Origin of the sequence: Nonomuraea sp. NPDC000554 (assembly GCF_040300065.1) — a bacterium.
In the GTDB taxonomy this organism is placed as follows: Bacteria; Actinomycetota; Actinomycetes; order Streptosporangiales; family Streptosporangiaceae; genus Nonomuraea.
In genome coordinates this window covers 44,610-70,416 of sequence record NZ_JBEPDC010000046.1, presented here as the reverse complement: position 1 = coordinate 70,416, position 25,807 = coordinate 44,610, and the positions used below count along the sequence as shown (strand labels likewise).

General features: G+C 71.7%; 21 protein-coding genes. 11 read left to right on the top strand and 10 right to left on the bottom strand.

Features of this window, described 5'->3' with window-relative positions; genetic code table 11:
* Nucleotides 1-285 precede the first annotated feature (285 nt).
* From ABT294_RS48295 to ABT294_RS48275, 5 genes are all read left to right on the top strand, one after another.
* On the top strand, nucleotides 286-1,050 hold the full coding sequence (locus ABT294_RS48295; protein WP_350813284.1) for an SDR family oxidoreductase: 765 nt from the start codon (nucleotides 286-288) through the stop codon (nucleotides 1,048-1,050).
* A gap of 25 nt (nucleotides 1,051-1,075) precedes the next feature.
* Nucleotides 1,076-3,964, top strand: coding sequence for an ATP-binding protein (locus ABT294_RS48290; protein WP_350813283.1), 2,889 nt, complete (start codon nucleotides 1,076-1,078; stop codon nucleotides 3,962-3,964).
* 35 nt (nucleotides 3,965-3,999) lie between these two features.
* Nucleotides 4,000-5,196, top strand: coding sequence for an FAD-dependent monooxygenase (locus ABT294_RS48285; protein ID WP_350813282.1), 1,197 nt, complete (start codon nucleotides 4,000-4,002; stop codon nucleotides 5,194-5,196).
* Between the two features lie 113 nt (nucleotides 5,197-5,309).
* Nucleotides 5,310-5,723 (top strand): ribonuclease domain-containing protein, encoded by a 414-nt coding sequence (locus ABT294_RS48280; protein ID WP_350813281.1) that lies wholly within the window; start codon nucleotides 5,310-5,312, stop codon nucleotides 5,721-5,723.
* A gap of 8 nt (nucleotides 5,724-5,731) precedes the next feature.
* Nucleotides 5,732-6,100: a barstar family protein gene (locus tag ABT294_RS48275; protein ID WP_350813280.1), complete on the top strand. Its 369-nt coding sequence runs from the start codon at nucleotides 5,732-5,734 to the stop codon at nucleotides 6,098-6,100.
* Between the two features lie 21 nt (nucleotides 6,101-6,121).
* Here the strand turns inward: ABT294_RS48275 and ABT294_RS48270 are convergent, their stop codons facing one another.
* Nucleotides 6,122-7,324: an NsdA family TPR-like regulatory protein gene (locus ABT294_RS48270; protein WP_350813279.1), complete on the bottom strand. Its 1,203-nt coding sequence runs from the start codon at nucleotides 7,322-7,324 to the stop codon at nucleotides 6,122-6,124.
* 203 nt (nucleotides 7,325-7,527) lie between these two features.
* On the opposite strand from ABT294_RS48270, the gene ABT294_RS48265 reads away from it, so the two are divergent.
* The gene (locus ABT294_RS48265; RefSeq protein WP_350813285.1) at nucleotides 7,528-9,054 is read left to right on the top strand and encodes a flavin monoamine oxidase family protein; all 1,527 of its coding nucleotides are present in this window, start codon (nucleotides 7,528-7,530) and stop codon (nucleotides 9,052-9,054) included.
* Between the two features lie 138 nt (nucleotides 9,055-9,192).
* Here the strand turns inward: ABT294_RS48265 and ABT294_RS48260 are convergent, their stop codons facing one another.
* The 4 genes from ABT294_RS48260 to ABT294_RS48245 form a co-directional block, all read right to left on the bottom strand.
* Nucleotides 9,193-9,435, bottom strand: coding sequence for a hypothetical protein (locus ABT294_RS48260; RefSeq protein WP_350813278.1), 243 nt, complete (start codon nucleotides 9,433-9,435; stop codon nucleotides 9,193-9,195).
* Nucleotides 9,436-9,523: 88 nt separating this feature from the next.
* On the bottom strand, nucleotides 9,524-11,662 hold the full coding sequence (locus ABT294_RS48255) for a hypothetical protein (RefSeq protein ID WP_350813277.1): 2,139 nt from the start codon (nucleotides 11,660-11,662) through the stop codon (nucleotides 9,524-9,526).
* Nucleotides 11,659-13,245 (bottom strand): peroxidase family protein, encoded by a 1,587-nt coding sequence (locus ABT294_RS48250; RefSeq protein WP_350813276.1) that lies wholly within the window; start codon nucleotides 13,243-13,245, stop codon nucleotides 11,659-11,661. The genes ABT294_RS48255 and ABT294_RS48250 overlap by 4 nt, the downstream gene beginning before the upstream one ends.
* Nucleotides 13,245-14,552, bottom strand: a complete 1,308-nt coding sequence (locus ABT294_RS48245; protein WP_350813275.1) for a cytochrome P450 — start codon at nucleotides 14,550-14,552, stop codon at nucleotides 13,245-13,247. Before ABT294_RS48245 ends, ABT294_RS48250 begins: the two co-directional genes overlap by 1 nt.
* A gap of 208 nt (nucleotides 14,553-14,760) precedes the next feature.
* On the opposite strand from ABT294_RS48245, the gene ABT294_RS48240 reads away from it, so the two are divergent.
* On the top strand, nucleotides 14,761-15,729 hold the full coding sequence (locus tag ABT294_RS48240) for an acyl-CoA desaturase (protein ID WP_502912238.1): 969 nt from the start codon (nucleotides 14,761-14,763) through the stop codon (nucleotides 15,727-15,729).
* A 184-nt stretch (nucleotides 15,730-15,913) separates the two neighbouring features.
* Nucleotides 15,914-16,939, top strand: a complete 1,026-nt coding sequence (locus ABT294_RS48235; protein ID WP_350813273.1) for a M23 family metallopeptidase — start codon at nucleotides 15,914-15,916, stop codon at nucleotides 16,937-16,939.
* 42 nt (nucleotides 16,940-16,981) lie between these two features.
* Here ABT294_RS48235 and ABT294_RS48230 read toward each other — a convergent pair whose 3' ends face one another.
* Entirely contained in the window at nucleotides 16,982-17,857 is an 876-nt protein-coding gene (locus ABT294_RS48230) for an AEC family transporter (RefSeq protein ID WP_350813272.1), read from the bottom strand.
* Between the two features lie 152 nt (nucleotides 17,858-18,009).
* Between ABT294_RS48230 and ABT294_RS48225 the strand changes: the two genes are divergently transcribed.
* Nucleotides 18,010-19,770, top strand: coding sequence for a hypothetical protein (locus ABT294_RS48225; protein WP_350813271.1), 1,761 nt, complete (start codon nucleotides 18,010-18,012; stop codon nucleotides 19,768-19,770).
* A gap of 3 nt (nucleotides 19,771-19,773) precedes the next feature.
* Here ABT294_RS48225 and ABT294_RS48220 read toward each other — a convergent pair whose 3' ends face one another.
* Complete coding sequence (locus ABT294_RS48220; protein ID WP_350813270.1) at nucleotides 19,774-20,610, bottom strand: neutral zinc metallopeptidase; 837 nt, start codon at nucleotides 20,608-20,610, stop codon at nucleotides 19,774-19,776.
* A 45-nt stretch (nucleotides 20,611-20,655) separates the two neighbouring features.
* On the bottom strand, nucleotides 20,656-21,990 hold the full coding sequence (locus ABT294_RS48215; protein ID WP_350813269.1) for an aminotransferase-like domain-containing protein: 1,335 nt from the start codon (nucleotides 21,988-21,990) through the stop codon (nucleotides 20,656-20,658).
* A 53-nt stretch (nucleotides 21,991-22,043) separates the two neighbouring features.
* Here ABT294_RS48215 and ABT294_RS48210 point away from each other — a divergent pair, with 53 nt between their 5' ends.
* Nucleotides 22,044-22,817: an enoyl-CoA hydratase-related protein gene (locus tag ABT294_RS48210; protein ID WP_350813268.1), complete on the top strand. Its 774-nt coding sequence runs from the start codon at nucleotides 22,044-22,046 to the stop codon at nucleotides 22,815-22,817.
* A gap of 23 nt (nucleotides 22,818-22,840) precedes the next feature.
* On the opposite strand, the gene ABT294_RS48205 is transcribed toward ABT294_RS48210, so the two are convergent.
* Complete coding sequence (locus tag ABT294_RS48205; RefSeq protein WP_350813267.1) at nucleotides 22,841-23,704, bottom strand: LysR family transcriptional regulator; 864 nt, start codon at nucleotides 23,702-23,704, stop codon at nucleotides 22,841-22,843.
* Between the two features lie 80 nt (nucleotides 23,705-23,784).
* Here ABT294_RS48205 and ABT294_RS48200 point away from each other — a divergent pair, with 80 nt between their 5' ends.
* Nucleotides 23,785-24,573 (top strand): alpha/beta fold hydrolase, encoded by a 789-nt coding sequence (locus tag ABT294_RS48200; protein WP_350813266.1) that lies wholly within the window; start codon nucleotides 23,785-23,787, stop codon nucleotides 24,571-24,573.
* Between the two features lie 74 nt (nucleotides 24,574-24,647).
* Here the strand turns inward: ABT294_RS48200 and ABT294_RS48195 are convergent, their stop codons facing one another.
* The gene (locus ABT294_RS48195) at nucleotides 24,648-25,757 is read right to left on the bottom strand and encodes an ABC transporter ATP-binding protein (RefSeq protein WP_350813265.1); all 1,110 of its coding nucleotides are present in this window, start codon (nucleotides 25,755-25,757) and stop codon (nucleotides 24,648-24,650) included.
* Nucleotides 25,758-25,807 lie beyond the last annotated feature (50 nt).

Below are 25,807 nucleotides of genomic sequence, written 5' to 3'. Positions count from 1 at the left end.
AGACCCACTACCCCCGGAATGGACGCCGCAATACACCGGCACCCAAAGCCCCACCCTCCGCTGGCAACCATGACCGGCCCACAGCACATCCCCGAAGCCGATCGGGTTCCTGATGCTTGTACGTGTGGTGCTGTCACAGGCTGCGCCGGTCGGAGGCGCGGATGCCGCGACGTCGGCGGGCCGCTCGGCCGGTGAGCCGGCGGTGAGCGGGTGGTGAGCGACGGCCGCCACTGTGGTGCCATCGCCGGATCCACCGAGGACCGGCCGCTGCGACGAGGAGCAGAGATGGGTGTTCTGGCAGGCAGGACGGCGCTGGTGACGGGCGGGTCGCGGGGAATCGGCCGGGCGGTCGCGCTGCGGCTGGCCGCCGAGGGCGCGCTGGTCGCCGTCCACTACGGCGGCAACGACGAGGCGGCCAAGGAGACGGTGGCCCGTATCGAGGAGGCGGGCGGCCGGGCGTTCACCGTCCGGGCCCGGTTCGGCGAGGCCGGCGCGGTGGACCGGCTGTTCGAGGGCCTGACCGAAGGGCTGGCAGGACGTGGGCTGGACGTCCTGGTCAACAACGCGGGCATCTCCTCCGTCAACCCGATCGCGCAGGTGAGCCCGGAGGAGTTCGACAGGCTGCTGGCGATCAACGTCAGCACGCCGTTCTTCGTGATCCAGCGCGCGCTGCCCCTGCTGAACGACGGCGGACGCATCATCAACATGGGCTCGACGGCCAGCCGCTTCGCGGTCACCATGCAGATCGGCTACACCATCAGCAAGGCGGCGCTGGAGGCCATGGCCCCGTCGCTGGCCAACGAGCTGGGCGGGCGCGGTATCACGGTGAACACGGTCGCCCCCGGCGCGGTGCGGACCGACATGACCGCGGGCTACACCTCCATCCCCGAGGTGGTCGCCGGGCTGGAGGCGATCACCGCGCTCGGGCGGCTCGGCGAGCCGGAGGACGTCGCCGACGTCGTCGGCTTCCTGGCGGGCCCGCACGGCCGGTGGGTGACCGGTCAGACCATCGACGTGTCCGGCGGCACCTACCTCGGCCCCATCGGCTGATTCCCGCCGGTGGATAATCACCGGCATGCGGTTGGGAATCCTGGGCGAGACTCGGGCGTGGCGCGACGACGGTGTCGAGGTTCCGCTGGGCGGGCCGGCCCGCCGCGCGCTGCTGGCCCTGCTGCTGATCCGTCCCGGCGAGGTCGTGTCGGCCGAACGGCTGGCCGAGGAGATCGACCCGGACGGCGCGCTGTCGGCGCACGCGCTGCAGTCCCAGGTGTCCCGGCTGCGCACGGCTCTCGGCTCGGCGGCGGTGATCGAGCGGGCCGGGGCGGGCTACCGGATCGTGGTCCCGCACGACGACGTGGACGCCTGCCGGTTCGAGCGGCTGGCCGGGGTAGGCCGGGCCGCGCTGCGGGAGGGGGACACCGGGCGGGCGGTCGCGCTGCTGCGCGAGGCGCTGGAGCTGTGGCGAGGCCCGGCGCTGTCCGAGCTGCCCGAGAGTGAGACGGCCCAGGTCGCCGCCGTGAGGCTGGAGGAGCAGCGGCTCGCGGCGCTGGAAGACCGGATCGAGGGCGAGCTGCGACTCGGCGAGCATCGCCTGGTCGTACCCGAGCTGCGCGAGCTGGTCGGTCGCCATCCGCTCCGGGAACGCCTGGCGGGGCTGCTGATGCGGGCGCTGTTCGCCGAGGGCGGGCAGGCCGCGGCGTTGGTGGTGTTCGAGCAGACCAGGCGGCACCTGGCCGACGAGCTGGGCGCCGATCCCTCGGCCGAGCTGGTGACGCTGCACCGCGAGCTGCTGAGTGCCGATCCGTCGCCGTCGCCCGCCGCGCCGCCCGCCCAGCTGACGACCTTCGTCGGCCGCGCCGAGGAGGTGGCCGAGGTCGCCGAGCTGCTGCGGGTCGCCCGGCTGGTCACGCTGATCGGCCCCGGCGGTGTCGGCAAGACCCGGCTGTCCGTCGAGGTCGCCGCGGTCGCGGCCGACGACGTGTGCTTCGTGGAGCTGGCCGCGCTGCGCGACGGCGCCGGGTTGCCGCAGGCGCTGCTGAGCGCGTTCGGCCTGCGCGAGAACGGGCTCCATCTGGAGGTCGGTGGGCAGACACCGGTCGACCGCCTGATCGCGGCGCTGTCGGACCGGATGCTCCTGCTCGTCCTGGACAACTGCGAGCATCTGGTCGAAGAGGTCGCCATGCTGGCGGCCCGGCTGCTTGCGGCGTGCCCGCGGCTGCGTGTTCTGGCGTCGAGCCGGGAGCCGCTCGGCATCATCGGCGAGAACCTCTGGCACGTGCGGCCGCTCGACGACGCGGCGGCCCTGCAGCTGTTCACCGACCGGGCGCGCGCCGTGCGGCGCGCCTTCGCCGCCGACCCTGCGACGGTGCGGCGCGTCTGCGCGGCCCTCGACAACCTGCCGCTGGCCATCGAGCTCGCGGCGGCGCGACTGCGCACGCTGGACATCGACGACCTCGCGGAACGCCTGCACGACCGGCTCGGGGTCGCGGCCCGCGGCACCCGGACGGCCGACGAGCGGCATCGGACGTTGCGCTCGGTGGTCGCGTGGAGCTGGGACCTGCTGTCGGAGCCCGAGCAACGGGCCGCGCAGCGGTTCACGGTCTTCGCCGGAGGCGCGACCGCCGAGGCCGCGCGGCCGGTGTGCGGCGCCGACGGCGAGACGCTGGAGTCGCTGGTCGACAAGTCGCTCCTGGAGGTCGTGGGCGGTCGCTACCGGATGCTGGAGACGATCCGCGCGTACGGGGCCGAACGGCTCGACGCGGCGGGCGACCGCGAGTCGGCACGGCGCGCCCACGTCCGGCATCACCTGGAGCTGGTGCGGACGGCCGACCCGCATCTGCGGCAGGCCGAACAGCTGGAGTGGCTGGCGGCCCTGGCGGCCGAGCACGCCAACCTCCTGGCGGCCGTGCGCTGGGCGGTCGAGGCGTCGCAGGTGGAGACGGCGCTGCAGCTGCTCGCCTCGGCCTCGACCTACCTGTGGATCCGGGGCACGTCCGCCTCGGTCGCGCCGCAGGCGATCGCGCTGCTCGACGCGATGGTGGGCGACGCGCCCCCGGCCGGGCTGGGCGAGGAGTATGCGACGTGCGTGCTGCTGGCGGCGTCCGGCGCGGCCGGGCGGGCGGTGTGGCAGCGGCACCGCTCGACGGCCGAGAAGGCGCTGGCCGCCGCGTGGTCGGGTGCTCAGCCGGGCCGCTACCCGGTCGGGCTGCTCCTGTGGATGATGCGGAACGCGGGCGAGGCCGACCCGCACGGCGCGTTCGCGCTCGTCTCGTCCCAACGCGACTGCTCCGAGCCGTGGGTGCGGGCGGTCGCCCAGTACGTGTCGGCGTTCGGCCCTCTCGGTGAGAGGGACCACGCGCGGGCCGAGCGCGCCTTCGCCGCGGCCGCCGAGGGCTTCCGCTCGATCGGCGACCGATGGGGCACCGCGCTGACCCTGGACGCGCTCGCCGGCCTGGCGGGCGCGCGTGGCGACCGTGCCGAGGCGATCGCCCTGACCGACGAGGCGCTCACGCTCACCGACCAGCTCGGCGCCCTGGAGGACAGCGCCGACCTGCTGGTCAACCGGGGAGATCAGCTCGTCGGCGCCGACCTGGCAGCGGCGCGCGCCGACTATGCGAAGGCCGCCGACCTCGCCCGCCGCGCCGGCAGCTCCACCTACCTGGCAGCCGCCCTACGCGGGCTCGGTGACATCGCCCTGTTGGAGCAGGACCTGGCAGCGGCGGAGCGGCTGTACGCCGAGGCCGTGGAACGGATCGACCCGCACTGGGTCAAAAGCCTCGGCAATCGGGCGCGCGCGCTCGCCGGGCTCGGCCGCGTCGCCGAGGCACGCGGCGACCACGCCGCGGCCCGGGCGCGCTACCAGGAGGTCGCCGAGTCGGCGGCCGTGCTCGACGTCCCCACACCCGAGGCGCTGCGCCTGCTGGGCCTGCCGGAGAGCCTCGTCGAGGCGGTGAGCCGACTGTGAGCGTGCGGTGAGCCCTCCGGTGGAGGCTCTGCGTCATGAAGAACATCAACGTCCTGATCTCCGGCGCCTCCGTCGCCGGCCCCGCGCTCGCCTACTGGCTCCACCGGCACGGCTTCACCCCCACGATCGTGGAGCGCGCCCCCGCCCTCCGCGACGGCGGCTACGCGGTCGACTTCCGGGGCGAGGCGCACCTGTCGATCCTCAGGCGCATGGGCGTCCTCGCCGACCTCGAACGCGCCCGCACCGGCATGGGCGCCATGTCGTACGTCAACAGCGCGGGCAAGCCCCAGGCCACGATGCCCGCCGACCTGTTCGCCGGAGACATCGAGATCCTCCGCGGCGACCTGGCACGCGTCCTCTACGACGCCACCAAAGAGCACACCGAGTACATCTTCGGAGACTCCATCACCTCGCTCACCGAGGACGCCGACGGCGTGACCGTCACCTTCGAACGCACCCCGCCACGCAGGTTCGACCTCGTGATCGGCGCCGACGGGCTGCACTCCAACACCCGCCGCCTGACGTTCGGACCGGAGGAGCGGTTCGTCAAGCACCTCGGCCTCTACTGCGCGATCTTCACCACGGGCAACCACCTGGGGCTCGACCACACCGGGCACGCCTACCGCACCGCGGGCAAGCTGGTCGCGATGTACAGCGCCCACCACAACACCCAGGCCAAGGCCGTCTTCTACTTCGCCTCGCCGCCGCTGGACCTCGACCGCCGCGACGTGCCGCAGCAGCAGGCCGTCCTGGCCGAGCAGTTCACCGGCAACGGCTGGCAGAGCGACCGGCTGCTGCGCGACATGCGACACGCGCCCGACTTCTACTTCGACACGGTCGCGCAGGTCCGCATGGACACCTGGGCCCGCGGCCGGGTCGCCCTGGTCGGCGACGCCGCCTCCTGCCCGTCCTCCCTGTCGGGCATGGGCTCCGGGCTCGCCCTGGTCGGCGCGTACGTCCTCGCGGGAGAGCTGGCCGCCGCGCGCGGCGACCACCGCGTCGCGTTCGCCCGCTACGAGCAGGAGATGCGCGCGTACGCGGAGGGCTGCCAGAAGATGGGGGACGGCGTCGCCAAGCTCATGGTTCCCGGAAGCCGCTTCCTGGCCGCGTTCCTCAACCGCTACTACAAGATCATGCCCTACCTGCCGGGGAAGAACATGGCCGCCAACATGGCCCGCAAGGCCGCCGAGAACATCACGCTACGCGACTACAGCGACCTCGCCAGTCGATAGACCCAGTGACGGGACCCCACTATCCGCGAAGTATTCACCAGCCCTTTGGCAGCCTTTGTCTTCATTGACCCGAGTGCGGGGATCATTCCGGTGTCCCCCCACAAGGAGGCCTCGTGCACACGTCGCAACGCCCCGGACCGTCCTGGCCGGTCAGGCTCACCGTCATCCTCGCCGCCGTCATGTCCCTCATCGGCCTGGTCGGCATCACCCCCGCCAACGCCTCGGTCTACAACTCCTGCACCATCTCGCGGTGCGCCGACGCCCGCTCGGCCAGCGCGACCTGGGCGTCCAAGGGCTACCCCACCGCCAGCGGCTGGTACGCCTGGCCGGACGGCAAGTACAACTACACCGGCGGACGCTTCTACAACCGCGAGGGCCAGCTCCCCAGCGGCGCCACCTACTACGAGTACGACGTGTACTCCCGGGCGCGGGGCGCCGCGCGTGACGCGTACCGGATCGTCGTCAACCGCGGCACCGGCGTGGTGTGGTTCTCGCCCAACCACTACACCGACTTCTACCGCCTCTAGGAACTCCCATGACCTCCGCCGCACGTCCGCTGCCGCACTGGCTGACGGTCTCCACCAGCCCAGCACCGGCGATTCTGGACGGGCGGGCCTGCCGGACCCGCGCCGCCTTCTTCGAGGAGGTGGCGCGGGCTCTGCGCTTCCCCGACTACTTCGGCCGCAACTGGGACGCGCTCGCCGACTCCCTGCGTGACACCGGCGCCGTCGCCCTGATCGTGGGGCACGCCGAGGAACTGCTCAGCGCCGAGCCTCCCGGGCAGTTCGCCACTTTGCTGGCCGTCCTCGCCGACGCCGCCGAGACCGGGCTGACCCTGACGCTGTGCACCGACCCCGACCACGAGGCCCTCCTCCGGCAACGGACCGCCGCCGCCCTGCTCTGAACCACCCCGGCAGGCAGCGCACTACAGCGTGGCGTACGTGCCCCTTGCCCGCTGGCGGGGGAGATGGATTCTGGCGAGTTCGCGCAGCGCTCGCACGGCGCCGGTCTGCCTGGCCATGGCGAGAGCCTGACGGGCCGTTTCGGCCGACTGTTCGCGCTCGTGGGCGTCGGCGTACGCGTGGGCCATCCGAGCCATGACGTACGCGGCGGCATAACTCGACGGCGCCTGCGGCGACTCGTGTTCCAGGATCTCGATCGCGCTGCGGGCCTGACCGAGGTCGACGAGACACCCGGCGCACAGCGTGTTGTGGGCTCCGGTGGAACAGTCGAACCGGTAGTGCGGGTCATAGCCGGGTTCCGCGAGTGACTGGGCGGACTCGTCCAGGCGGCGACGGCACATGTCCAGGTCCCCGGCGAGGGCGTACCCCTGCGCCTCATGGTGCCGGGACAGCGCGTCCATCAGCGGCGGGAGGCTGACGCGTTCACGGGCGGCGACGGCCAGATCGACGAGCTGTCCTGGAGTGCCGGCGGTGTCGGACAGGCCGCCCCGCTGGGCCAGCGCGTACGCCTCGAGCAGCGTGTCCGCCGCTTCGCGGGCGTCGCGGATGGCCTCGTCCGACCACGCCAGGGCCCCGCCGGGGTCGCCGGCCTCGTGGTGCATGCGACTGATCAGCTCCGCGTTCTCCGCGGCGAGCAGCAGCAACGCGCGCCTCACGAGCGAACTGGCGTCGCGGTGGAACTCCTCGATCCCGGAGAAGACGGGCCGCAGCAGGTGGATCACGTCGGCGGGCCGGAGATCGGTGCGGGTGTAGGCGTCGAGGATCGCCTTGAAGTAGCTGACCGTCGCCTCGTCCGCCCGCTTGGGCGTCTCGATCGCGCGACCGGTGCGCTCCTCGTCGTCGGGTGTGAACATCCCCGGCACCAGCGGGATGCCCGTCAGGTAGTGCCACAGGGTGGTGCCGGCCGCGTCGCCGACGAACAGCTCCTCCTCGTCCACGTCGAACGCCCGGCAGAGCAGCTCCGCTTGCCACTCGTCGGGCCGTCGCTCTCCGGCCTCCCAGAGTTGAATCGTCCAGGTGAGCGTCTCGGGCGCGGGCAGCCGTTCGCGGGTCGCGTCGTCCGCCACGTCGGCCAGCCGCTTGCCGAGCTCCTGGCGGCTCCACAGCCGCCCACGGCGCAGGGCTCGCAGACGGGCTGCCCACATCGGAACATCGATCTCAACCATTGCTCTATCCCTCACCATCCGAGCGGTCGCTGATGGCGCCTCGGTCGGCATTGGTTCCTACTGTCCGGTTTCGGCAACGCCAAACCTGAAGAGATGCGGTCGCTCCGAGAGGGCACGGGACGTCGGCGATGCCCACACAGACCCACCTCGCCTCTTGGCAAGCCTCGTCACTTAAGGCAATCATGTAATTGCTTTACGTGACGATGAAGGAGTGTGACGCCCTGGACGAGAACCGGTCGATGTCGACACCGCTCGGTTCGGCCATGCCCGAGGAGCTGGTCGACGCGGGAGCGCCCAGACCGAGCCACGAACTCAGAGTTCCGGCAGACCTGGTCGCGGCAGCCGAGCACGGGCTGGCCGCCGGCGGCCGGCCCCGCAAACGCGTACTGATCATCGGAGGCGGGATGGCCGGCCTGGTGGCCGCCTACGAGCTGATGCGCCAGGGCCACGAGCCCGTCGTCCTGGAGGCGCAGCAGCGGGTCGGCGGGCGCGTCCTCACCCTGCGCGGGTTCGCGCCCGGCCTGTACGCCGAGGCCGGCGCGATGCGGATCCCGCGCGTGCACGACCTCACGCTCACCTACTGCGAGAAGTTCGGGCTGCCCCTGCGCCCGTTCGTCATGGGCAACCCCAACACCCTGGCCTACATCCAGGGCGTCAGGACCACGATCAAGGAGCTGAACGACAACCCCGAGATCATCGACTTCGAGCTGGCCGAGCACGAGCGCGGCCGCACCTACGAGGACCTGTGGCGCACCGCCACGCAGGAGATCCACGACCTGTACGCGGTGGAGGGCGAGAACGCGCTCGACCGCATCTGCGCCGAGTACGACCGCTACTCCATCCGCAGCTTCCTGCGCGAGCGCGGATTCTCCGAAGGCGCCATCGAGCTCTACGGCGTCATGAGCTTCCGGGAGGCCAACCTCAACGCGGCGGTCATCGAGCAGTTCCGCGAGATCATCGGGCGCGCGTTCGAGGACATGCAGGAGATCGTGGGCGGCGCCGACCGGCTGCCGAACGCCTTCTACCAGGAGCTCACGAACCATATCCGGTTCGGCCACGAGGTCACCGCCATCGAGCAGGACGACCACTCGGTCACCGTGCACCTCAGGACGGGCTCCGGCAGGACGACCCTCACCGGCGACTACGCCATCTGCACGATCCCGTTCTCGGTGCTGCGCGACATCGAGACCAGGCCCGCCTTCTCCCGCCGCAAGCAGCGCGCCATCCGCGAGCTGAACTACAACGCCTCCACCAAGATCCTCTTCCAGGTGCGACAGCCGTTCTGGGAGCGGACCGACGGCATCGTCGGCGGCACCACGGTCACCGACCTGCCGATCCGGCGCATCTGCTATCCCTCGCACACCGCCTCCGCCGCGGACCGCTCGATCCTGCTGGCCAGCTACACCTGGGGCCAGGACGCGCTGCGCTGGGGCGCGATGTCGCCCCAGAAGCGGGTCGATCAGGCGCTCGAGGACGTCGCCAAGATCCACCCCGAGATCTACGACCACTTCGAGTTCGGCGTCACGCACGCCTGGTACAACGACCCCTACGCGGCCGGCGCCTTCGCCCTGTTCGAGCCGCACCAGCAGAGCAACCTGCAAGACGCGATCATCGCACCGGAGGGCCGCGTGCACTTCGCCGGCGAGCACTGCTCGCTGTGGCACGCGTGGATCGAGGGCGCGCTGGAGTCGGGGCTCAGCGCGGCACGGGCCGTACACGAGGCAGGCTGAGCGAGCGAACCCCAGGCGGGCGCGCGGTCGGGCGCGCCCGCCTGGCGTGAAACCCCGTCAGGCGCGCGCACCTCGCATCGGGCGCGCCCGCCTGGCGTGAAACCCCGTCAGGCGCGCGCACCTCGCATCGGGCGCGCGTCAGGAGCGCGCCCGCTCGGCGTAGCGGCGCAGATGCGCCGCGGCCGCTGTCAGGTCGGCAGCGGCCGCCACGCAGGCGACGAGGTGGGCGTTCACCGCCTCGCGCAGCCACGGCGGCGCGACGCCGCCCGCCTCCAGCCTGGCCTCGATCTCGTGCAGGCGTTCGGCGCATGCGGTGAGCGCCTGGGCGTCGGACTGCAGGACGCCGGCGTGGGCGGCGATCGCCGCGGCCTCGGCTGACATCGCTCCTCCGGTCAAGAAGTCGGGACGGCGGCTGGCATCGGTCGTCCCGGTCAAGAAGTCGGGACGGCGGCTGGCGTCGGTCGTCCGGTCAGGGCGGCTGTACGGGGACGGCGGCGTCCTGGAGGGTCTGGCGGACGGCGGCCGACAGGCACAGCAGCGGACGGGCGCCGTCGAGGCCGAGCTCGCGAAGCCGGCGGGCCAGCGGGTGCGCCGACCGTGGCTCGACCGCCAGCCGAACCCGTGGCACGGGATGCAGGCGCCCGAGCCCGCGGGTCCGTACGCATGAGCGCAGCGTGGTGCCCGCCGCCCCCTGCGCGTACCCGACCAGGTCGCGGTCGCTCGCGGGCAGCCCGGGGCCGAGGAGCCCGCTCAGGGTGAGCAGCCGGTCCTCGCCGGCGCCGACGGCGACGCGCGCGGATCTGGCGGTGAGCTCGAACTCCACGGGCGCCAGGTACGGCTCGCCGCCCCACAACCGCGGCGCCACGGCGGAGACGGCGGCCTCGTCGACCACGGACCCGGCCAGGAAGTCGCCCGAGCGCCGCCGGTCGGCGCCGCGCAGCAGATCGGCCCAGACGCGCGGCGACCGCGGACGCCACGGATCGGGCACGACGATCCCGACGTGGACCTCGCGGTAGCCTCCCACGCTGGTGCGCCGGTTCCAGGAGGCGTGCACGGCGACGAGGGCACGCCCGGCGACCCGCACGGCGGGGCCCAACCCGGTGCCCCGCAGCAGGACTGCCACCGCGGCCGGATCCGCCGCGAAGTACGCCGTTAGCGCGCTGCCGTCCTGGCATCGGATCGGCAGCTCGACCCCGTCGACGGCGTACGTGGGCACGGTGAGGAAGGGGAAGCCCTCGGGATGGGGAGCCCGGTCGGACAGCAGGTACGCCTGCGAGCGCACGACAGGCCCCCGGTACGGCGTGAGCCGCGCGTCGATCCGGTCACGGGCCTCGGGCAGGTCGTCGGCGATGTTGGCGATGTAGTGCTCGATGCTGTGACAGAGCGGGAACAGGTGCGTGGCGTCGAAGTAGTCGACGACGTACCAGTCGGGGTGCAGGTCGAAGCAGCTGCCCGCGCCCTGCCCGTCGAGGGTGGGGACGATGTCGTGCTGGTTGGTGACGCTGGCGACCCAGGTGCGCGGGTCGGCGGGTCTCTTGAAGTCGATGGGCGATCCGACCGCGACGGCATGGGTGACGGTGTAGCGGGCGCAGAACGCCGCGTCCTGCGCCAGGTTCATGACGGCCGCGCCACCCGCGCTGTGCCCGATGAGAGCCAGTTCGGCGCCCTGGGGCAGGCCGTAGTCGTCGACGGCCTCGGCCAGCGCCCGGCTGTAGGGGCTGCTGGCCAGCACGGCGCTGCTGAATGCGCCGAGCAGGTCCTGCGGCGAGTCGTCGTCGGGCCGTCCGGCTCGCATGCCGGGCGCCTGGACGATGTGGCGCACCACCCCGTCGGGGCCCTCGACACTCTGGATGAGAGCCCGCCCGGTCGCGCCGATCGCGCTGATGTTGCGCAGGAAGCCGAGCAGCGAACCCTGCGGGCTCAGCCGCGCGGTTTCGGCGGCGGGCAGGTCGATCCGGCGCGCGGCTCCCTCCCCCGTGTCGAGGGCGGCGACGGCCCTGTTGCTCATGCCGGTGATCGGGTCGGCGGTGGCGTAGCCCTTTCCCGTCGCGATCAGCCAGGCGGCGGCGTCGTTGAGCGGGTTCTCGTCCAGGAGGGCCCGCAGGGCGAGGACCTCGCCGAAGATCGGGGCGAGCTGGCTGAGCGCGCGCACCGCGCCGCGGTCCTTGAGCAGGGCGCGCAGCGCGCGGACGGCCTCCAGGTCGCGGTCGGCGGCGGCCGCCTCGATGAGCCGGTCGAGCATGGGGTCGCCGGCCAGCTCGGGGTGGTCGGCGGCGACGGCGGCGATCCGCAGCCGCAGCGAGGTGGCCAGCACGCGGACGGCCAGGCTCTCCGCGCCCGCCATGGCGCCGAGCTTGGCCGCCAGGGTGACCAGGCGGCCGCCGGCGGGCGCGTATCCGAGGCCCTTGCGGTGGGTGATCGCGCGCAGCAGCGCGCGGTGGGCCGCGTAGCCCGCCGAGGGAGCGCGCGGCAGGGCGCGGAGCAGGGCGCCGTCGGTGAGCGCGCCTGTGGCGTGGGCCGCCGCCTCCCGGATCGTGACCCCGATGTCGACCAGCTCGCGGGCGGCGCCGCGCAACTGCCCGGCGGCCGGGCCGGTCTCCCCGCTCACCGGCCCGGCCGTCGCGTCATGCTGACGAAACGGGGGCGCGGCTCCTCCGGGACGTTGCGGTGCAGGACGTCCGACAGGGTCCGGGTGGTCGCGATGATCCGCAGGCCGTGCGGGGAGAAGGTCGCGGCGTTGAACACCCGCGGGGCCAGCAGCGGGTTGGTCAGCGCCTGGGAGAAGGCGTCGATGGCGATGATCTTCGTAAGGAGCGGCGGCAGCATGGCGTCGGGAGCGCCGGGTTCCTCGGCGAACAGGCCGACGTACAGGTCGAGGTCGTCGACGCTGCGGTACAGCTCGCGCAGCGCGCCGCTGACCCGCTCGTCGCCGGAGACCTGCTCGAAACCGCGCACCCGGGGGAAGCGGCAGTGCTCCCGGTAGCTGTTGTACGGGGCCAGGCCGAGGACGCGCGAGTCGGCGATGCTGGCCACGTCCACCTCTCTCAGGAGGGGGTCGGTGTTGAACAGGCCGATGCGGCCTGCGCGCTGACGGGAGGCGTCCTCGAACAGCCGGCCGAGGCCGGGTTCGGGGATCAGCGCGCCGCCGACCAGGGTCTGCGCCATCGGCAGGTCGCGCCCGCCCACCGCGAGCCGGGACGGGATCAGGCTGTGCCAGCGGTAGACGAGGTTGAACTCCACCGAGGCCCAGTTCTCGCGGTGCCACGGCGCGCGGGCCAGCATCGACGGCAGCCGCGGGTCCAGGGTGAAGCGGAAGTGGTAGGGCGTGATGTGGTTGATGTACTCCTCGACCACCAGCTTGATCAGCAGCACGATGAGGATGTTGCGTGCCGTCTGGAACAGGCGCTCGTCGTCCCATCGCGGGTGGTGCCCGGCGAGCAGGCGGGCCACCCTGTTGTGCTCGCGCAGGAACAGCACCGTGAGCATGGTGAAGCCGAGCTGGATGTTGCCCCGGTCGCTTCCGGTGGCGAACAGGGTGTCGCGCTGCGCGTCGGTGAGCTCCGCGAAGCGGATGACGCTCAGCGGGGCGAACTCCGGTTTGATCTTGCCGTTCTCGCACAGGTACGGCGGGAACTCCCCGCCGTTGATGAGCTGGCTCTTGAGCAGGCCGCCGTCGAACGCGCGCAGCGCGGCCGTCGCCGGCTCGTGCAGGCCGTACACCTGGTTCAGGTCGATGTGGTGGTTGGAGCTGTTCTTGCGGGGGTCACGCGGGACGTTGGTGTCGCCGCGGAGGAAGCCGTCGGTGAACCACTGGGCGAAGTACGCGAACAGCACCGTGGAGCGAGGGCAGGGAACCATGGTCTCGCCGCGGGTGAACAGGTCGGCGGCGCGCTCGGGAGTGGGCCGGCCGCCCTCGGCCGCGGCGACCGGGGGCACGTGCCTGCCGCTGTAGGTGCGGTCGGTCAGCGAGGCCCAGGACGTGTAGTCGGCCATCGTGCTCAGCGGCTCCGGCCGTGGAGGCATCTCGCGGATCGCGTGGTCGATCAGCGAGGCGTTGAGGCGACGCCGTACCGGCTGGATGGCCTGTGCGAGCTCCCATAACGGCCGGCCGCTGGTCAGAGCCAGGAACCTGAGCCGGTTGGCGGCCCCGTCGGTGGCGATGCCGCGCGCCATCGCGCTGCCCGCCGCCATCACCCCTCCTGGCCGTCTGCGCCGAGCCCGAGGACGAACCGGTCGGGGAAGATCCCGTTGGCGCGGACGATCCGCCCTTCCGGCGCCGGGAGCAGGCGCAGGCCGGGGCGCAGCAGCAGGCGGCGGATGACTTCGCAGATGACGACCCTGGCCGGATGCACGCCGAGGCAGGCGTGATGGCCGTGACCGAAGAACAGTTGATGGTGGCCCGGCCGGTCGAGGCGGAACTCGTGGGGCTCTGTCACCACGTCCGCGTCGAACATGGCCGAGGCCGGTGCGGCGAGGACGAACGTGCCCGCGGGGATCAGCGTGCTGCGCGGGGTGCCGGCGGCCAGGACGTGGTCGTGCTCGCACAGCCGGGGAAGCAGCTTGAAGAACGGGTTGAACCGCAGCGCCTCCCAGACGTAGCGGTCGAAACGGCCGGGGTCGCGGTCGGCGGCGGCCTGGACGGCCTGTTCCAGCACCTGCGGGCGCAGCAGGAGCTGCTCGACCGCCTCGACCATGGCTCCGGGAGCGCTCTCCACGAACCCCAGAGGCAGGCCGGCCATGTTGATCAGGATGCGCTCGTCGTCGATGCCGATCGCGGGGGGCAGGACGGTGCGGACGAGCCGGGTGAAGACGTCGTCAGGCAGGTCCTGCCCGGCCCGCAGCGCGGCCCTGCGCTCGGCGAGCCGGCCACGCAGGTGGTCCATCATCTCCGTGCCCGCGACGAGCGACGCGGCCTGGATCTCCGGATCGCCCGTGAAGTTGGCGAAGCCGTCGGTGACGATGGCCCGGGTCCAGCGCGACAGGGTCTGCGGGTCGGGGCCGGAGAGGCCGAAGTACTGCGCGCAGACGCCGAGGGCGACGGGGCGGAACAGCTCGTGGACCGCTTCGACGCGGCCGGACGGCCAGGCGGCGTCGAGCAGCTCGTCGGCGATGCGCCCGGCCAGCTCGCGCACGTCGGCCACGTCGCACGGGTCGAGCATGACCTGCATCAGCCCCCGGTCGCGCCAGTTCATCGGGGTGGCGTCACGGCCCAGCATGAACGGGCCGCCCATCGCGGCGTCGAGGCGCGGGCCGAACGCGCGGACCGAGAAGACCTCCTCATGGGAGAGCACCTCGACGACGTCGGCCAGGCGGGTCACGACCGTGAAGGCGGGGGTGACGAAGATGGGGCGTCGCCCACGGAGCTCGGCGAACAGGGCGCGCCAGTCGGTGCGCATCCACTCTCGGACCATGACGAGCGCGGCCATCGGATCGCGGGCCAGAGCCTCGTCGTATCTCTCCAGATGGCTGCCCGTGCTTGTCTGATCGACGGCGCCCATGCGACAGACCCTCCCGCCTGAAGTCGGAACGAACAGAGATCATCACGGTGTGTAAACCCCAACAATCTAGGGACGTGATGCACGCTCCCCGATGACTACCGTATGGATTCTTTTGATTCCGTTAAGTGATTGATTCGTTACCCCCAGGCCATTGCCGTGGTCTGGGGACCCGGCCGTTCAATGAGGAGCCGGGCGGTCTCCGTCGATCATGGGAGGTAGCGTGAGCTGGTCATCCGTGCCGCGACCGGGCTCGGGCACGGCGGAGACGGTGGCGGTCACCACCGGCCGCCGAACCGCCTACCTGGTCGTCCTCGTGGTGCTTCCCGTGCTGCTGCCGGCCCTCGCCGTGCCCGCCGTCTGGGGGTGGGGCATCGGCCCGCGCGACGTGCTCATCGCGGTCGTGATGTACCTGGTCAGCATCTTCGGGATCGCCATCGGCTACCACCGGCTCTTCACCCATCGGGCGTTCAGGTGCCGCAGGCCGCTGCGCATCGCGCTCATGCTGGCCGGCGGCATGGCGGTCGAGGGCCCGGTCACGCTGTGGACGGCCGAACACCGCCGTCACCACAAGTACGCCGACCGTGACGGCGACCCGCACTCGCCGTGGCGTTACGGCGACGACGGCCTGGCCCTGCTGCGCGGCATGATGCACGCGCACGTCGGCTGGTTCTACACCGCGCGCCACCGCTCCAGCCGCCGGCACTGGGTGCCGGACCTGCTGGCCGACCCGGACATCCGGCGGTTCGACGCCGCCTACCCGGCCGTCGTGGCGCTGTCGTTCGCGCTCCCCGCCGCGGTGGGCGGGCTGTGGTCGATGTCGTGGACGGGCGCGTGGACCGCCTTCTTCTGGGGCGGACTGGTCCGCTACGCCGTGGTGCACCACGTCACGTGGTCGGTGAACTCCATCGCGCACACCTTCGGCGAGCGTCCGTTCCGGACCAGGGACCGGTCGTCGAACGTGTGGTGGGTGGCGGTGCTGACGCTGGGCGAGGGCTGGCACAACTGGCATCACGTGGAGCCGACCTGCGCCCGGCACGGCGTGCTCAACGGGCAGCTCGACCCGAGCGCCCGGCTGATCCGCTGGTTCGAGCGGGCGGGCTGGGCGTACGCCGTGCACTGGCCGGACCCCGGCCGCCTGGCCGCCCGCCGTACCGAGGAGCGCGACCCGCGCTCGTGACCGGCCCCGACCGCGGCGGTCTTGGCTGCTTACCGGCCACTCCCGCGGATCCTGTGCGGATTCTGGATGTTCTCTGTATGGATCACTCGCAACCTTGATCTACGGCAAGAGCGTTTCGAGAGAGCCAACAGACAGTGCGGGTGCCACCCGGGACGTGTCCCCGGCACCCACTGAAAGGATTCGTATGAGATCCAAAGGCATGCTCGCGGTGGGCTTCTTCCTGTTGGTCGGCCTCGCGTCGGGCCAGGCCGCGTCGGCGAGCACGGTCTTCGCCGGCCAGACGGCGACCGCCACGCCCACCCCCTCTCCGTCCCCGACGTCGTCGTCCGCGCCGGAGGACGAGGGCCCGGGCGGCGACCCGGAGAACACGGTGAACGTCCCGTTCGCGGCGACCGCCGCGGCTCCGAGCCTCCAGCTGCCCTTCCCCTGCGGCCAGTCCTGGACGGGTAACTCCAGCGGCAGCAGCGCCCACAAGTCGTGGGAGATCGACTTCAACCGGGGCAGCACCGCGAACGCCGACCTCGGCGACACCGTCGTGGCCACGGCGGCCGGCACCGTGGTCATCTCGGCCCACCAGGGCTCGACCAACGGCTACGGCAACCTCGTCAAGATCGACCACGGCGGCGGCTGGACGAGCTACTACGCGCACCTGCGCGTGCGTTCCGTCTCCGCCGGCGCCCGGGTCACCCAGGGCCAGAAGATCGGCGAGGTCGGCAACACCAGCAAGCCGGGCAACAACATCAGCCCGCACCTGCACTTCGAGGTCCGTCAGGGGACGAGCTACCCCTCCAACGTCCGCAAGGCCGTCTTCAACGGGGTCACGTTCGGCTACCCGATCCAGACGCTCACCTCCAGGAACAAGTGCGGCGGAGGCGGCGGCGGCACCAACCCGCACACCGCCGAGTCCGTGTGCGGCAGCGGCTACAAGGTGATCGACTCGGCCGCCCTGGGCACCGCCGGCACCGTCTACCTGACCTACAACAGCAGCAACGGCAACAACTGCGTGGCCACCATCAAGAAGACCTCCCTCGGCCAGAAGACCGCCACCAGCGCCTACCTGGAGGTGCAGGGCAAGGCCCGCGCCACTGACAGCGGCGACTTCACCTACTACGCGGGACCGGTGCGCGCCAACGCGTCCGGCAAGTGCGTCAGGTGGGGCGGCAAGGCCGGGTCGGCCACCTACAACAGCCCGTCGGAACACTGCGGTTGACGGACTTGGTGGTGGCCGGGCCCCGGCCACCACCACGTCGTCTCAGGCTCCGCCCAGCAGGGCGATCGCCGACAGCGTGGCCAGAGACAGGACGCTGGAGACCAGGATGGCGTCGCGCGGCAGGTCGGTCGGCCGGCCGTACTCGGCGGCGTAGACGTAGGTGTTCTGCGCCGTCGGCAGCCCCGCGAACAGGACGGCCGCGAAGAGCGCGGGGCCGTCGAGGTGGAAGAGGAAGCGGCCGACCGCGAAGGCCAGCAGCGGGTGGACCAGCAGCTTGAGCGTCACCACCAGGGCGACTCCCCGCCAGGCGACGGCCGAGCCGTTCAGCGACATGCCGAGGGCGAAGAGCGCCAGGGGCACCGCCGCGCCGCCGAGGATCTCCAGCGGCCTCAGCACGGGTGCGGGCAGGTGCCAGCCCAGGGCGGACATGCCCAGGCCGAGGACCGAGGCCACCACGATCGGCGTCCGCAGCGGGGCCAGGAAGGACGAGCGTTCGACGCCCAGGCCCACGAAGATCAACGGGGAGAGCACCAGGACCTGGAAGATCAGGACCGACACCACGAACGTCGCGTCCCGCAGGACGTACAGGCCGATGGGGATGCCGAGGTTGCCGGCGTTGACGTAGGCCGACGACATCGCCCCGATCACCCGGTCGGGCAGCTTGCCACGGAGGGTCACGAGCGCGATCAGGCCGACGACGACGGTGCTGATCGCGAAGGCGATCAGCGGGCGCGGCTGGATCTGGCTGAGCGGGGTACGGCTGAGCGTGGTGAACAGCACGGCGGGCATCGCGACGGTGAACGCGAACTCCGTGAGGGCCTGCTGGATCCGTCCGCTCGTCACGTGGAAACGGGCGGCCAGCCAGCCCAGCAGGCCGATGGCCCAGATCGGGGTAAAGGCCGCCAGAACCGTCTGCACTCGGCTCACCGTAGCCCGCCACGGGACGCACGCGGACGGCGGGCCACCTCGTCCGACCCGATCGGCGGGTTCGCGGCGCACCGTTCGCGGGGCATGAATACCGGCGTCGAGCCGGAGCGGCCGCGGGTCGCCGCACTCTCAGGAGGTAGCCGATGTGGGTGCGCCGCGTACCGGTGGCAGTGGCGTTGGGCCTCGCCGCCATCGCCCCACTACCGCAGCCGCACGGGCACGGCTCCACGGTGACCTACCCCGGTTGGACGTACGCCATGAAGGTCTGGCCGTTCGACATCCTCGGCCCGGACGACACCAGGGCGTCGATCCGCGAGCGCCTCGACACCGCGAAGGACAGCGGCGCGAACACCGTCATCTTCTACCTGGAAGAGGAGCAGATGTACGACTCCTTCGTCGACGAGACCGGCTTCCAGAACATGCTGACGAAGGTCCGCTACCTCCTGGACCAGGCACATGCACGCGCGCTCAAGGCGGTCTGCTACCTGAACGGCCTCGAGGTCATCACCCGCGACGCGGTGGACTCGAACGGCCGGCCGACCGGCAGGCCCACCCTGGCGAGCACACATCCGGACTGGCTGCAGCAGGACGTCTCGGGGCGGCCGATGGCGTTCACGACGAAGACCCGGGTCGACTGGGTTCCCGCGAGGGCCGCCGACGACTGGGCCTCGCCTTACAGCGGCTGGAGGGACTTCTTCAAGGGCCGTCTCACCGCGCTCGGCCAGGCCGGGCTCGACGGCGTCTACATCGACGCGACCAGCCTCCCGGGCACGCCTTTCGGGACCTTCTGGGCATCGTCCGATCCCGGCTTCGCGCGGGCGTTCAACCAGGCGTACGGCCTGGACGTGCCGCGGAACGTCGACTGGAACTCCCCCGCGTGGCGGAAGTTCGTCCACTTCCGGCACGAGGCCGTCCGGGACTACCTGGCCGACCTCGCCGGCACCGCTCGCGCCAACGGGGTCACGCCGTTCTTCGAGATGTCCTCGCTCGACAACGAGACCGGCACCGAACTGGGCAACGACAACCAGTTCACCGTCGGCGGCGGAATCGCCGTCTCCCCCGAGGTCGAACCGGCCTACCTCGACGGCGGGTACAGGGAGGCCTTCCGCGCCGCCAAGGCGAGCCGGGACGCCGACCAGACCTTCCCCCTGTGGTTCCTCGGCTGGCCGGAGACCGCCGCCCAGGCCCGGCGCGAGTACGCGATCACCGTCGCGCTGTCCGGCAACTACTACCCGACGGCCGACAGCCCGTACCCGTCGAACGCGTTCGCGTTGCTCGACGTCCTGCGGCCGATCCTCGACCGGCGGGTGCCGTACGCCAGGGCGGCGCTCCTCTACCCGATGCGCAGCAAGGACTTCACCTATCCCGGCTCGGCGGCGCTCTCGGACTACGACGCCGCCTTCACCGCGCTCGCGCAGCGGCACGTGCCGTTCCGGATCGTCCCCCAGGACGGGTTGACCGCCGCGGACCTGGCCTCCGCCGACACCGTGGTCCTCGGCGGCGCCCGGTCGATGAGCGACCAGGAGCACGCCCTGGTGGCCGCGAAGGCCGTGGCCCTCGTCGGCTCGGGCAACGCGACCAGGGACACCTGGTTCGAGCCGAAGGCCCGGTCGTTCCCGGACACCGTGCCCGTGACGGGCATCGGCCAGGGGCTGCCGTTCTCCGTCTCGGCCCCCGCCGGCTCCTTCATCGAGTACTACACCGACCGGAACGACCCGAACCGTTTCTACCTGTTCTCCTACAACGACACCCCTTCCGGCGCGATCGAACTCACCCGTGCCCAGGGAGTGAGCGTGCAGGTCTACAAGCTCGACCAGCCGCCCACCACCCGGAGCGGATCGACGGTGACGTCGAACATCGCCGCGAACGAGTACCTCACCGTCCTCGACGTGTCGCTGAGCTGAGCGCTAGGCCACCTTCGAGGAGGCGGCCGCCCAGGTGTTGCACGAGCCCGGGTCGCCGGTGGCGAATCCGCGCTTGGTCCAGGCGACGACGTTGGCCCTCTTGCCGTTCCAGCGCTCCGCACCGCGAGCGTCCCCTGAGCGGAGGCTCTGCAGGTACGTCCAGTCCTTCGTGGTCCTGCCCTCAAGCGGCCAGACGCTCTTCAGGAAAGCGGTGCCGAAACAGCCGAGTTGGAGACTGTTGCGCCGTTGCAGTTCCCTCACCTCGGCCTTGCTGTGGGCCGGCGCCGCGTCAAAGGCGTCGTAAATTCCGACGAGCTTCTGGACGTGGTTGCCGTACGCCTCGGCGGTCGTGCTGAACAGCCAGAGGTCCGAGGGGTCGCTGAGCCAGTCCTTGCCCAGTTGGAAGGCGAGCGTGTGGGTTTGTTCGCAGTAAATGACGTGGGAATCGTTGTCGGAGGGGTAGATGCCGCAGTACTTCTTGGGCATCTTGTCCATGTACCGCACCTTGACCTTGCTGAAAGGCAGGCCGGCCCCGGTGAGGTGCTGTTCCCAGGTGGTTTCCAGGCAGCCGATGATCGCGTTGATATAGGTCCGGGCCGCCTTGCGGTCGTTGCGCTTGAGCGGCGGCTCCGTGCAGGTGGACGTGGGCAGTGCGCCGGCTTCGTAGAGCGGGTTGGCAATGAGCTTCGGATGCTTGACGGGATATGCCGCCGTCGCGGCGGTGGCCGTACCCGATAAGGACAGGATCGAGGCGGCGGACAGCGCCGTGATCAGAATTTTCTTCACGACGCGTGACAATAGGGCCGCGCCCGCTTCCAGGCAAAGGGTTTCGGCGCCCAATGTTGTTATCGCCATAAGTCGTAATAAACGTCGGTGACTTTGAGGTCACGGCGGGATCGCCTCGATCGCCTCCCGGAGACGGCGCAGCGCGGGCCCGAGAACCTCCAACGCGGGCGTCCCCAATGCCAGCCGTAGCGCACGAGGACGGTATGAGCCGGTGGCGAACGCGTCCGCGGTGGACACGAGGATCCCTTCCGCCGCGAGCACCGCCGCCACCTGGTCGGGACGCTGGTGCGGCTCCAGCCCGAGCCACACCAGGTAGGACGCCGGGTGCGCCGTGACGTCCATCCCGGCCAGCTCGGCCCTGGCGATGTCCTGGCGAGCGGCCGCGTCCCTGCGGCGGTGCTCCTCCAGCCGCGTCACCGTCCCGTCGGCGATCCAGCCGGTGGCCACGGCGGTGACGAGCCCGGGCACGCCCCAGCCCGCCGTACGCAGACTCCTGGTGACGGCGCCGACGTGCCGGTCAGGCAGTACGGCGAAGCCGAAGCGCAGACCGGTCGCCACGTTCTTCGACAGGCCCGCGATGTAGCAGGTGCGTTCGGGGGCCAGGGCTTGCAGCGGAGGCGGCGGCGCGGCCTCGAGGAACGCGTACGTCCCGTCCTCGAGGATCACGCAGTCGTGGGCGCGGGCGATGGCCACCAGGCGGGCCCGCCGGCGCTCGTCCAGCACCCAGCCGAGCGGATTGTGCACGGTGGGGACGGCGTAGATCACGCGGACGGGCCGCAGGCGGCACAGCCTGTCGAGCGCGTCGAGATCCGGCCCGGTCGCCGTCACGGGGATCGCGGCGAGGTCGAGACCGCGTGCCGAGGCGGCGAGCTTGACGCCGGGGTAGGTGAGCGCGTCGGCGGCCAGGACGTCGCCGGGCCGGGTGAGGGCGCCCAGTACGGCGTCGAGCGCCTGCTGGGCGCCGCCGGTCAGCAGGACGTTGGCCGGCGCGGTGTCGATCCCGCGGCCCAGCAGGTGGGTGGCGACCACGGCCCGGTCGTGGCGGCGCCCGCCCGGCGGGTGCTGGCGCAGCAGCGACTCGATCTCACCTGAGGTTGCCAGGTCCCGCAGGGCCAGCCGTAGCAGGTCGGCCTGCCCGCGGGCCAGCGGCTGGTTGAACGACAGGTCGGCCACGCGCGCCACCGGCAGGGCGCGCGACGGCTCGGGACCGTCGTAGCCGGCCAGGTCCCGCACGAACGTGCCGCGCCCCGGCTCGCCCACGACCAGGCCCATCGCGGCGAGTTCGGCGTAGACGCGGGTGGCTGTGGCCAGCGCGATCCGCCGCTCCCGCGCCAGCTTGCGGTGCGTCGGCAGCCGGGTGCCCGCCGTGAGCTCGCCGGCGCGGATCGCCGCGGCGAGCTCGTCAACGATGGGCTTGTAGGTTGGTGGTCGCATGTATCTAGGACAATAAGTGGATTGTCGTAGTTTAGAGCTTCTAGCCTCGGGCCATGACGGTCCACCTTGCTCAGGACAACGGGCTCGCAACGATCACCATCGACAGGGAACGCAAGCTCAACGCCCTCGACTACCCGACGATCGACGCGCTCCTCGCGACCCTCGACCGCGTCGACGCCGACGACTCCGTCCGCGCAGTCATCCTGACCGGCGCGGGAAGCAAGGCTTTCAGCGCGGGCGCCGACATCCCGTCCCTCTCCGAGAGCATCTCGGGCGGTCCCGAGCGTGCCCTGCGCGAGATCGTACGGCGCGGCCACGGCCTGACCCGGCGCATCGAGGAATTCTCCAAACCAGTGATCGTCGCCGTCAACGGCCTGGCCTACGGCGGCGGCTGCGAGATCGTCGAGGCCGCCCCGCTCGCGATCGCCGCCGACCACGCGACGTTCGCCAAACCTGAGATCACGCTCGGCTTCCCGCCGCCCTTCGGTGGCTCCCAGCGCCTGCCCCGGCACATCGGCCGCAAGAGGGGCCTGGAGATGATCCTCACCGGCGACCCGATCCCCGCCGTCCGCGCCGCCGACCTCGGCCTCGTCAACGCCGTCGTCCCCGCCGCCGACCTCCTCACCGCCGCCCGCGACCTGGCAGCCAGGATCGTCCGGCACGCCCCGACGGCCGTGGCCGCCTGCCTGCGCGCCGTGACCCGAGGTCTCAACCTGCCGATCGACGAAGGCCTGGCCGTCGAGGCGGCCGCCTTCGCCGCCACCGTCCCCACCGACGGCGTCCAGGCAGGGTTGCGCCGCTTCCTCGACCGCTCCTCTGGCGCCTGACTTCCACGCCGCCGCGCGCGGGCTTACCGGGTCAGGTGCGCGACGAAGCGTGCCGCGGCCGCCGTGGGAGACGGCAGAGGATTCCAGGCGAGGCCGATGGGACGCTGTTGCGCCGGCACCAGGGGACGGTAGGCGGGGTCGTCGTGCTCCAGCGTGGCGGGCCGGGGCAGGATGCCCACGCCCAGCCCGGCGCCGATGAGGCCGCGCACGGTGGCGATCTCCTCGCTCTCGAACGCGATGACCGGTTCGAACCCGGCCTCGCGGCAGAGCCCGTCAATGGCCCGGCGCAGGTCCGTGGTGGGAGGGAGGGCGATGAACGGCTCATCGCGCACGTCCCGGAGGGTCAGTTCCTGGACGGCGGCGAGCGGGTGGTCGACGGGCAGGGCGATGCAGAGCTGCTGCTCGCGAAGCCGGTGCCAGCGCGCGCCGTCGCCCTGCGGGGGCGGGGTGACCAGGGCGGCGTCGATGTCGCCGCCGTTGAGCCAGGCGAACAGCTCTCGGGCGAACCCCTGGCGCAGTTCGAACCGGATGCCGGGGGTGACGGCCCGATAGTCGCGCAGGATCTCGGGGACCAGCCAGCGTCCCACGGAGTGCAGGAACCCCAGCCTGATCAGCCCGGTGTCGGGGTTGGCCAGGGCGTCGAGGCGCCGGCGCGCGTCGTCCACTTCGCCGACCGCGCGGGCGGCGTGCTCGCGGAACAGCGCGCCGAACCGGTTGACGGCGAGCCGGCGGCCGTGCCGGTGGAACAGCTCGACGCCGAGGTCCGCTTCCAGCCGGGCGAGCGCGCGCGACAGCGTGGACTGGTTGACGCCCTCGATCGCCGCCGTGTCGCGCATGTTCTCCGTGTCACACAGCGACAGGAACCAGCGCAGCGTTTGCACGTCCATCTTGCGATGATGCTCAGCGGGCATCAGCTTCGTCAAATGCTGCATTTTGAGCATCAGTGCTGATCAGGCAGGATCGAACCGTGCCAGTAGCCATCAGCCGGGACGGCGTCGCGCTGTCCTACCAGACCCGCGGCCGGGGCGAGGCCCTCGTCCTCCTGTCCGGCCAGGCCAACAACCACCACTGGTGGGACGGCGTCAGGACCGACTTCGAGAACGACCACCTCACGATCACCCTCGACTACCGCGGCACCGGCGCGAGCGACAAACCCGACCAGCCGTACAGCACGCGCGGGTTCGCCTCGGACGTGATCGCCGTCCTCGACGACCTGGGCGTCGAGCGGGCCCACGTCTACGGGACGTCGATGGGCGGGCGCGTCGCCCAGTGGCTGGCCGCCGACCACCCCGACCGGGTGCGGTCGCTGGTGCTGGGCTGCACCTCGCCGGGAGGCGGGCACGGCCTCGAACGCGACAACGCCGTCAGGAAGTCGCTGGCCCAGCCCGACAGGCGGGCGGCCCTCCAGGCCCTGCTGGAGCTGATGTACACCCCTGGATGGCTGGCCACCCACCCCGGCCCGCACAACACGGTCGGCGACCCCGGGATGCCCGCCTTCGCACGGCGCCGCCACCTCGCGGCCAGCGCCGGACACGACGCCTGGGACGCGCTGCCCGGCATCACCGCGCCGACGCTGGTCATCCACGGAACCGACGACCTCCTCAACCCCGCGGCCAACGCGTCCCTGCTCGCCGAACGCGTCCCGGGGGCGAGGATGGTGCTCATCGCCGGCGCCAGGCACGCCTACTTCGAGGAGTTCCGCGACTTCGCCGGCCCCGTCGTCCTCGACTTCCTGGCCGGCCTCATGCACGGGTGACCGGGGCGCGTCGCGGCTCCGGCCGGAGCGGCGGGGGAGCCTCGCCGCAGGCCACGATCGCCTGGTGCCGCCCGTCAGGTGGGGAGCCGCCGGCCGGTGAGCGCGGAGAAGAGCCGTTCCTTCCCCGGCGTGATCCGCAGCCGGACGCGGCCGCCCTTGGCCGGCGGCGCGTTCGGGTCGACGCGGGCGATGACCGTCTGGTCGAGCAGCGCCTGGTCGGTGGTGTCGGCGTACTGACCGTAGAGGAAGGCGTCCGAGCCGAGCTCCTCGACGACGGTGACCGTGATCGGGAAGCCGGCGTCGTCGTCGCCGCCCACCACCTCGACGCCTTCGGGCCGGAAGCCGAGGATGACGCGCTCGCCGCCCTCCTCCTTGAGCGCCTGGAGCGTCTCGCGGGTCAGCCGGATCCGCGTCCCGCCGAGCACCGCCTCGTCGCCTTCGACGCGGTACTCGGCGAGGTTCATCGACGGAGAGCCGATGAAGCCGGCGACGAAGACGTTGGCCGGGTGCTGGTAGAGCCGCAGCGGCGTGTCGACCTGCTGGAGGACCCCGTCCTTGAGGACGGCCACCCTGTCGCCCATCGTCATGGCCTCGACCTGGTCGTGGGTCACGTAGACCGTCGTCACGCCGAGCCGGCGCTGGAGGGCGGCGAGCTGGGTGCGGGTCTGCACGCGCAGCTTGGCGTCCAGGTTCGACAGCGGCTCGTCCATGAGGAACACCTTCGGCTCGCGGACGATCGCCCGGCCCATGGCCACGCGCTGCCGCTGCCCGCCGGAGAGCGCCTTGGGCTTCCGGTCGAGGAACTCCTCCAGGTCCAGCAGGCGGGCGGCCTCGCGGACCCGCCGGTCGCGTTCCTCCTTGGGCGTCTTCATCACCCGCAGCGCGAAGCCCATGTTGTCGGCGACCGACATGTGCGGGTAGAGCGCGTAGTTCTGGAACACCATCGCGATGTCCCTGTCGCGCGGCGGCAGGTGGGTGACGTCGCGGTCGCCGATGCTGATGCGTCCGCCGTCGACCCTTTCGAGCCCGGCGAGCATGCGCAGCGAGGTGGACTTCCCGCAGCCGGACGGGCCCACGAGGACGAGGAACTCGCCGTCGTCGATCGAGAGGTCGAGGGCGTCCACCGCGGGCCGTTCGGAGCCCGGGTAGACGCGGGTCGCCTCGTCGTAGCGAACTTTGGCCATCGGTCTCTCCTTAGGACTCCTTGACTGCCCTCGGATCGGCCTGCCATGCC

What these genes read in the sequence shown, in the direction of transcription:
- ABT294_RS48195 (WP_350813265.1), bottom strand. Translation starts at nt 25,757, where the DNA reads ATGGCCAAAGTTCGCTACGACGAGGCGACCCGCGTCTACCCGGGCTCC.
- ABT294_RS48205 (WP_350813267.1), bottom strand. Translation starts at nt 23,704, where the DNA reads ATGGACGTGCAAACGCTGCGCTGGTTCCTGTCGCTGTGTGACACGGAG.
- ABT294_RS48225 (WP_350813271.1), top strand. Translation starts at nt 18,010, where the DNA reads ATGTGGGTGCGCCGCGTACCGGTGGCAGTGGCGTTGGGCCTCGCCGCC.
- ABT294_RS48295 (WP_350813284.1), top strand. Translation starts at nt 286, where the DNA reads ATGGGTGTTCTGGCAGGCAGGACGGCGCTGGTGACGGGCGGGTCGCGG.
- ABT294_RS48215 (WP_350813269.1), bottom strand. Translation starts at nt 21,990, where the DNA reads ATGCGACCACCAACCTACAAGCCCATCGTTGACGAGCTCGCCGCGGCG.
- ABT294_RS48260 (WP_350813278.1), bottom strand. Translation starts at nt 9,435, where the DNA reads ATGTCAGCCGAGGCCGCGGCGATCGCCGCCCACGCCGGCGTCCTGCAG.
- ABT294_RS48285 (WP_350813282.1), top strand. Translation starts at nt 4,000, where the DNA reads ATGAAGAACATCAACGTCCTGATCTCCGGCGCCTCCGTCGCCGGCCCC.
- ABT294_RS48270 (WP_350813279.1), bottom strand. Translation starts at nt 7,324, where the DNA reads ATGGTTGAGATCGATGTTCCGATGTGGGCAGCCCGTCTGCGAGCCCTG.
- ABT294_RS48210 (WP_350813268.1), top strand. Translation starts at nt 22,044, where the DNA reads ATGACGGTCCACCTTGCTCAGGACAACGGGCTCGCAACGATCACCATC.
- ABT294_RS48265 (WP_350813285.1), top strand. Translation starts at nt 7,528, where the DNA reads ATGAAGGAGTGTGACGCCCTGGACGAGAACCGGTCGATGTCGACACCG.
- ABT294_RS48235 (WP_350813273.1), top strand. Translation starts at nt 15,914, where the DNA reads ATGAGATCCAAAGGCATGCTCGCGGTGGGCTTCTTCCTGTTGGTCGGC.
- ABT294_RS48245 (WP_350813275.1), bottom strand. Translation starts at nt 14,552, where the DNA reads ATGGGCGCCGTCGATCAGACAAGCACGGGCAGCCATCTGGAGAGATAC.
- ABT294_RS48240 (WP_502912238.1), top strand. Translation starts at nt 14,761, where the DNA reads ATGGGAGGTAGCGTGAGCTGGTCATCCGTGCCGCGACCGGGCTCGGGC.
- ABT294_RS48250 (WP_350813276.1), bottom strand. Translation starts at nt 13,245, where the DNA reads ATGGCGGCGGGCAGCGCGATGGCGCGCGGCATCGCCACCGACGGGGCC.
- ABT294_RS48275 (WP_350813280.1), top strand. Translation starts at nt 5,732, where the DNA reads ATGACCTCCGCCGCACGTCCGCTGCCGCACTGGCTGACGGTCTCCACC.
- ABT294_RS48290 (WP_350813283.1), top strand. Translation starts at nt 1,076, where the DNA reads ATGCGGTTGGGAATCCTGGGCGAGACTCGGGCGTGGCGCGACGACGGT.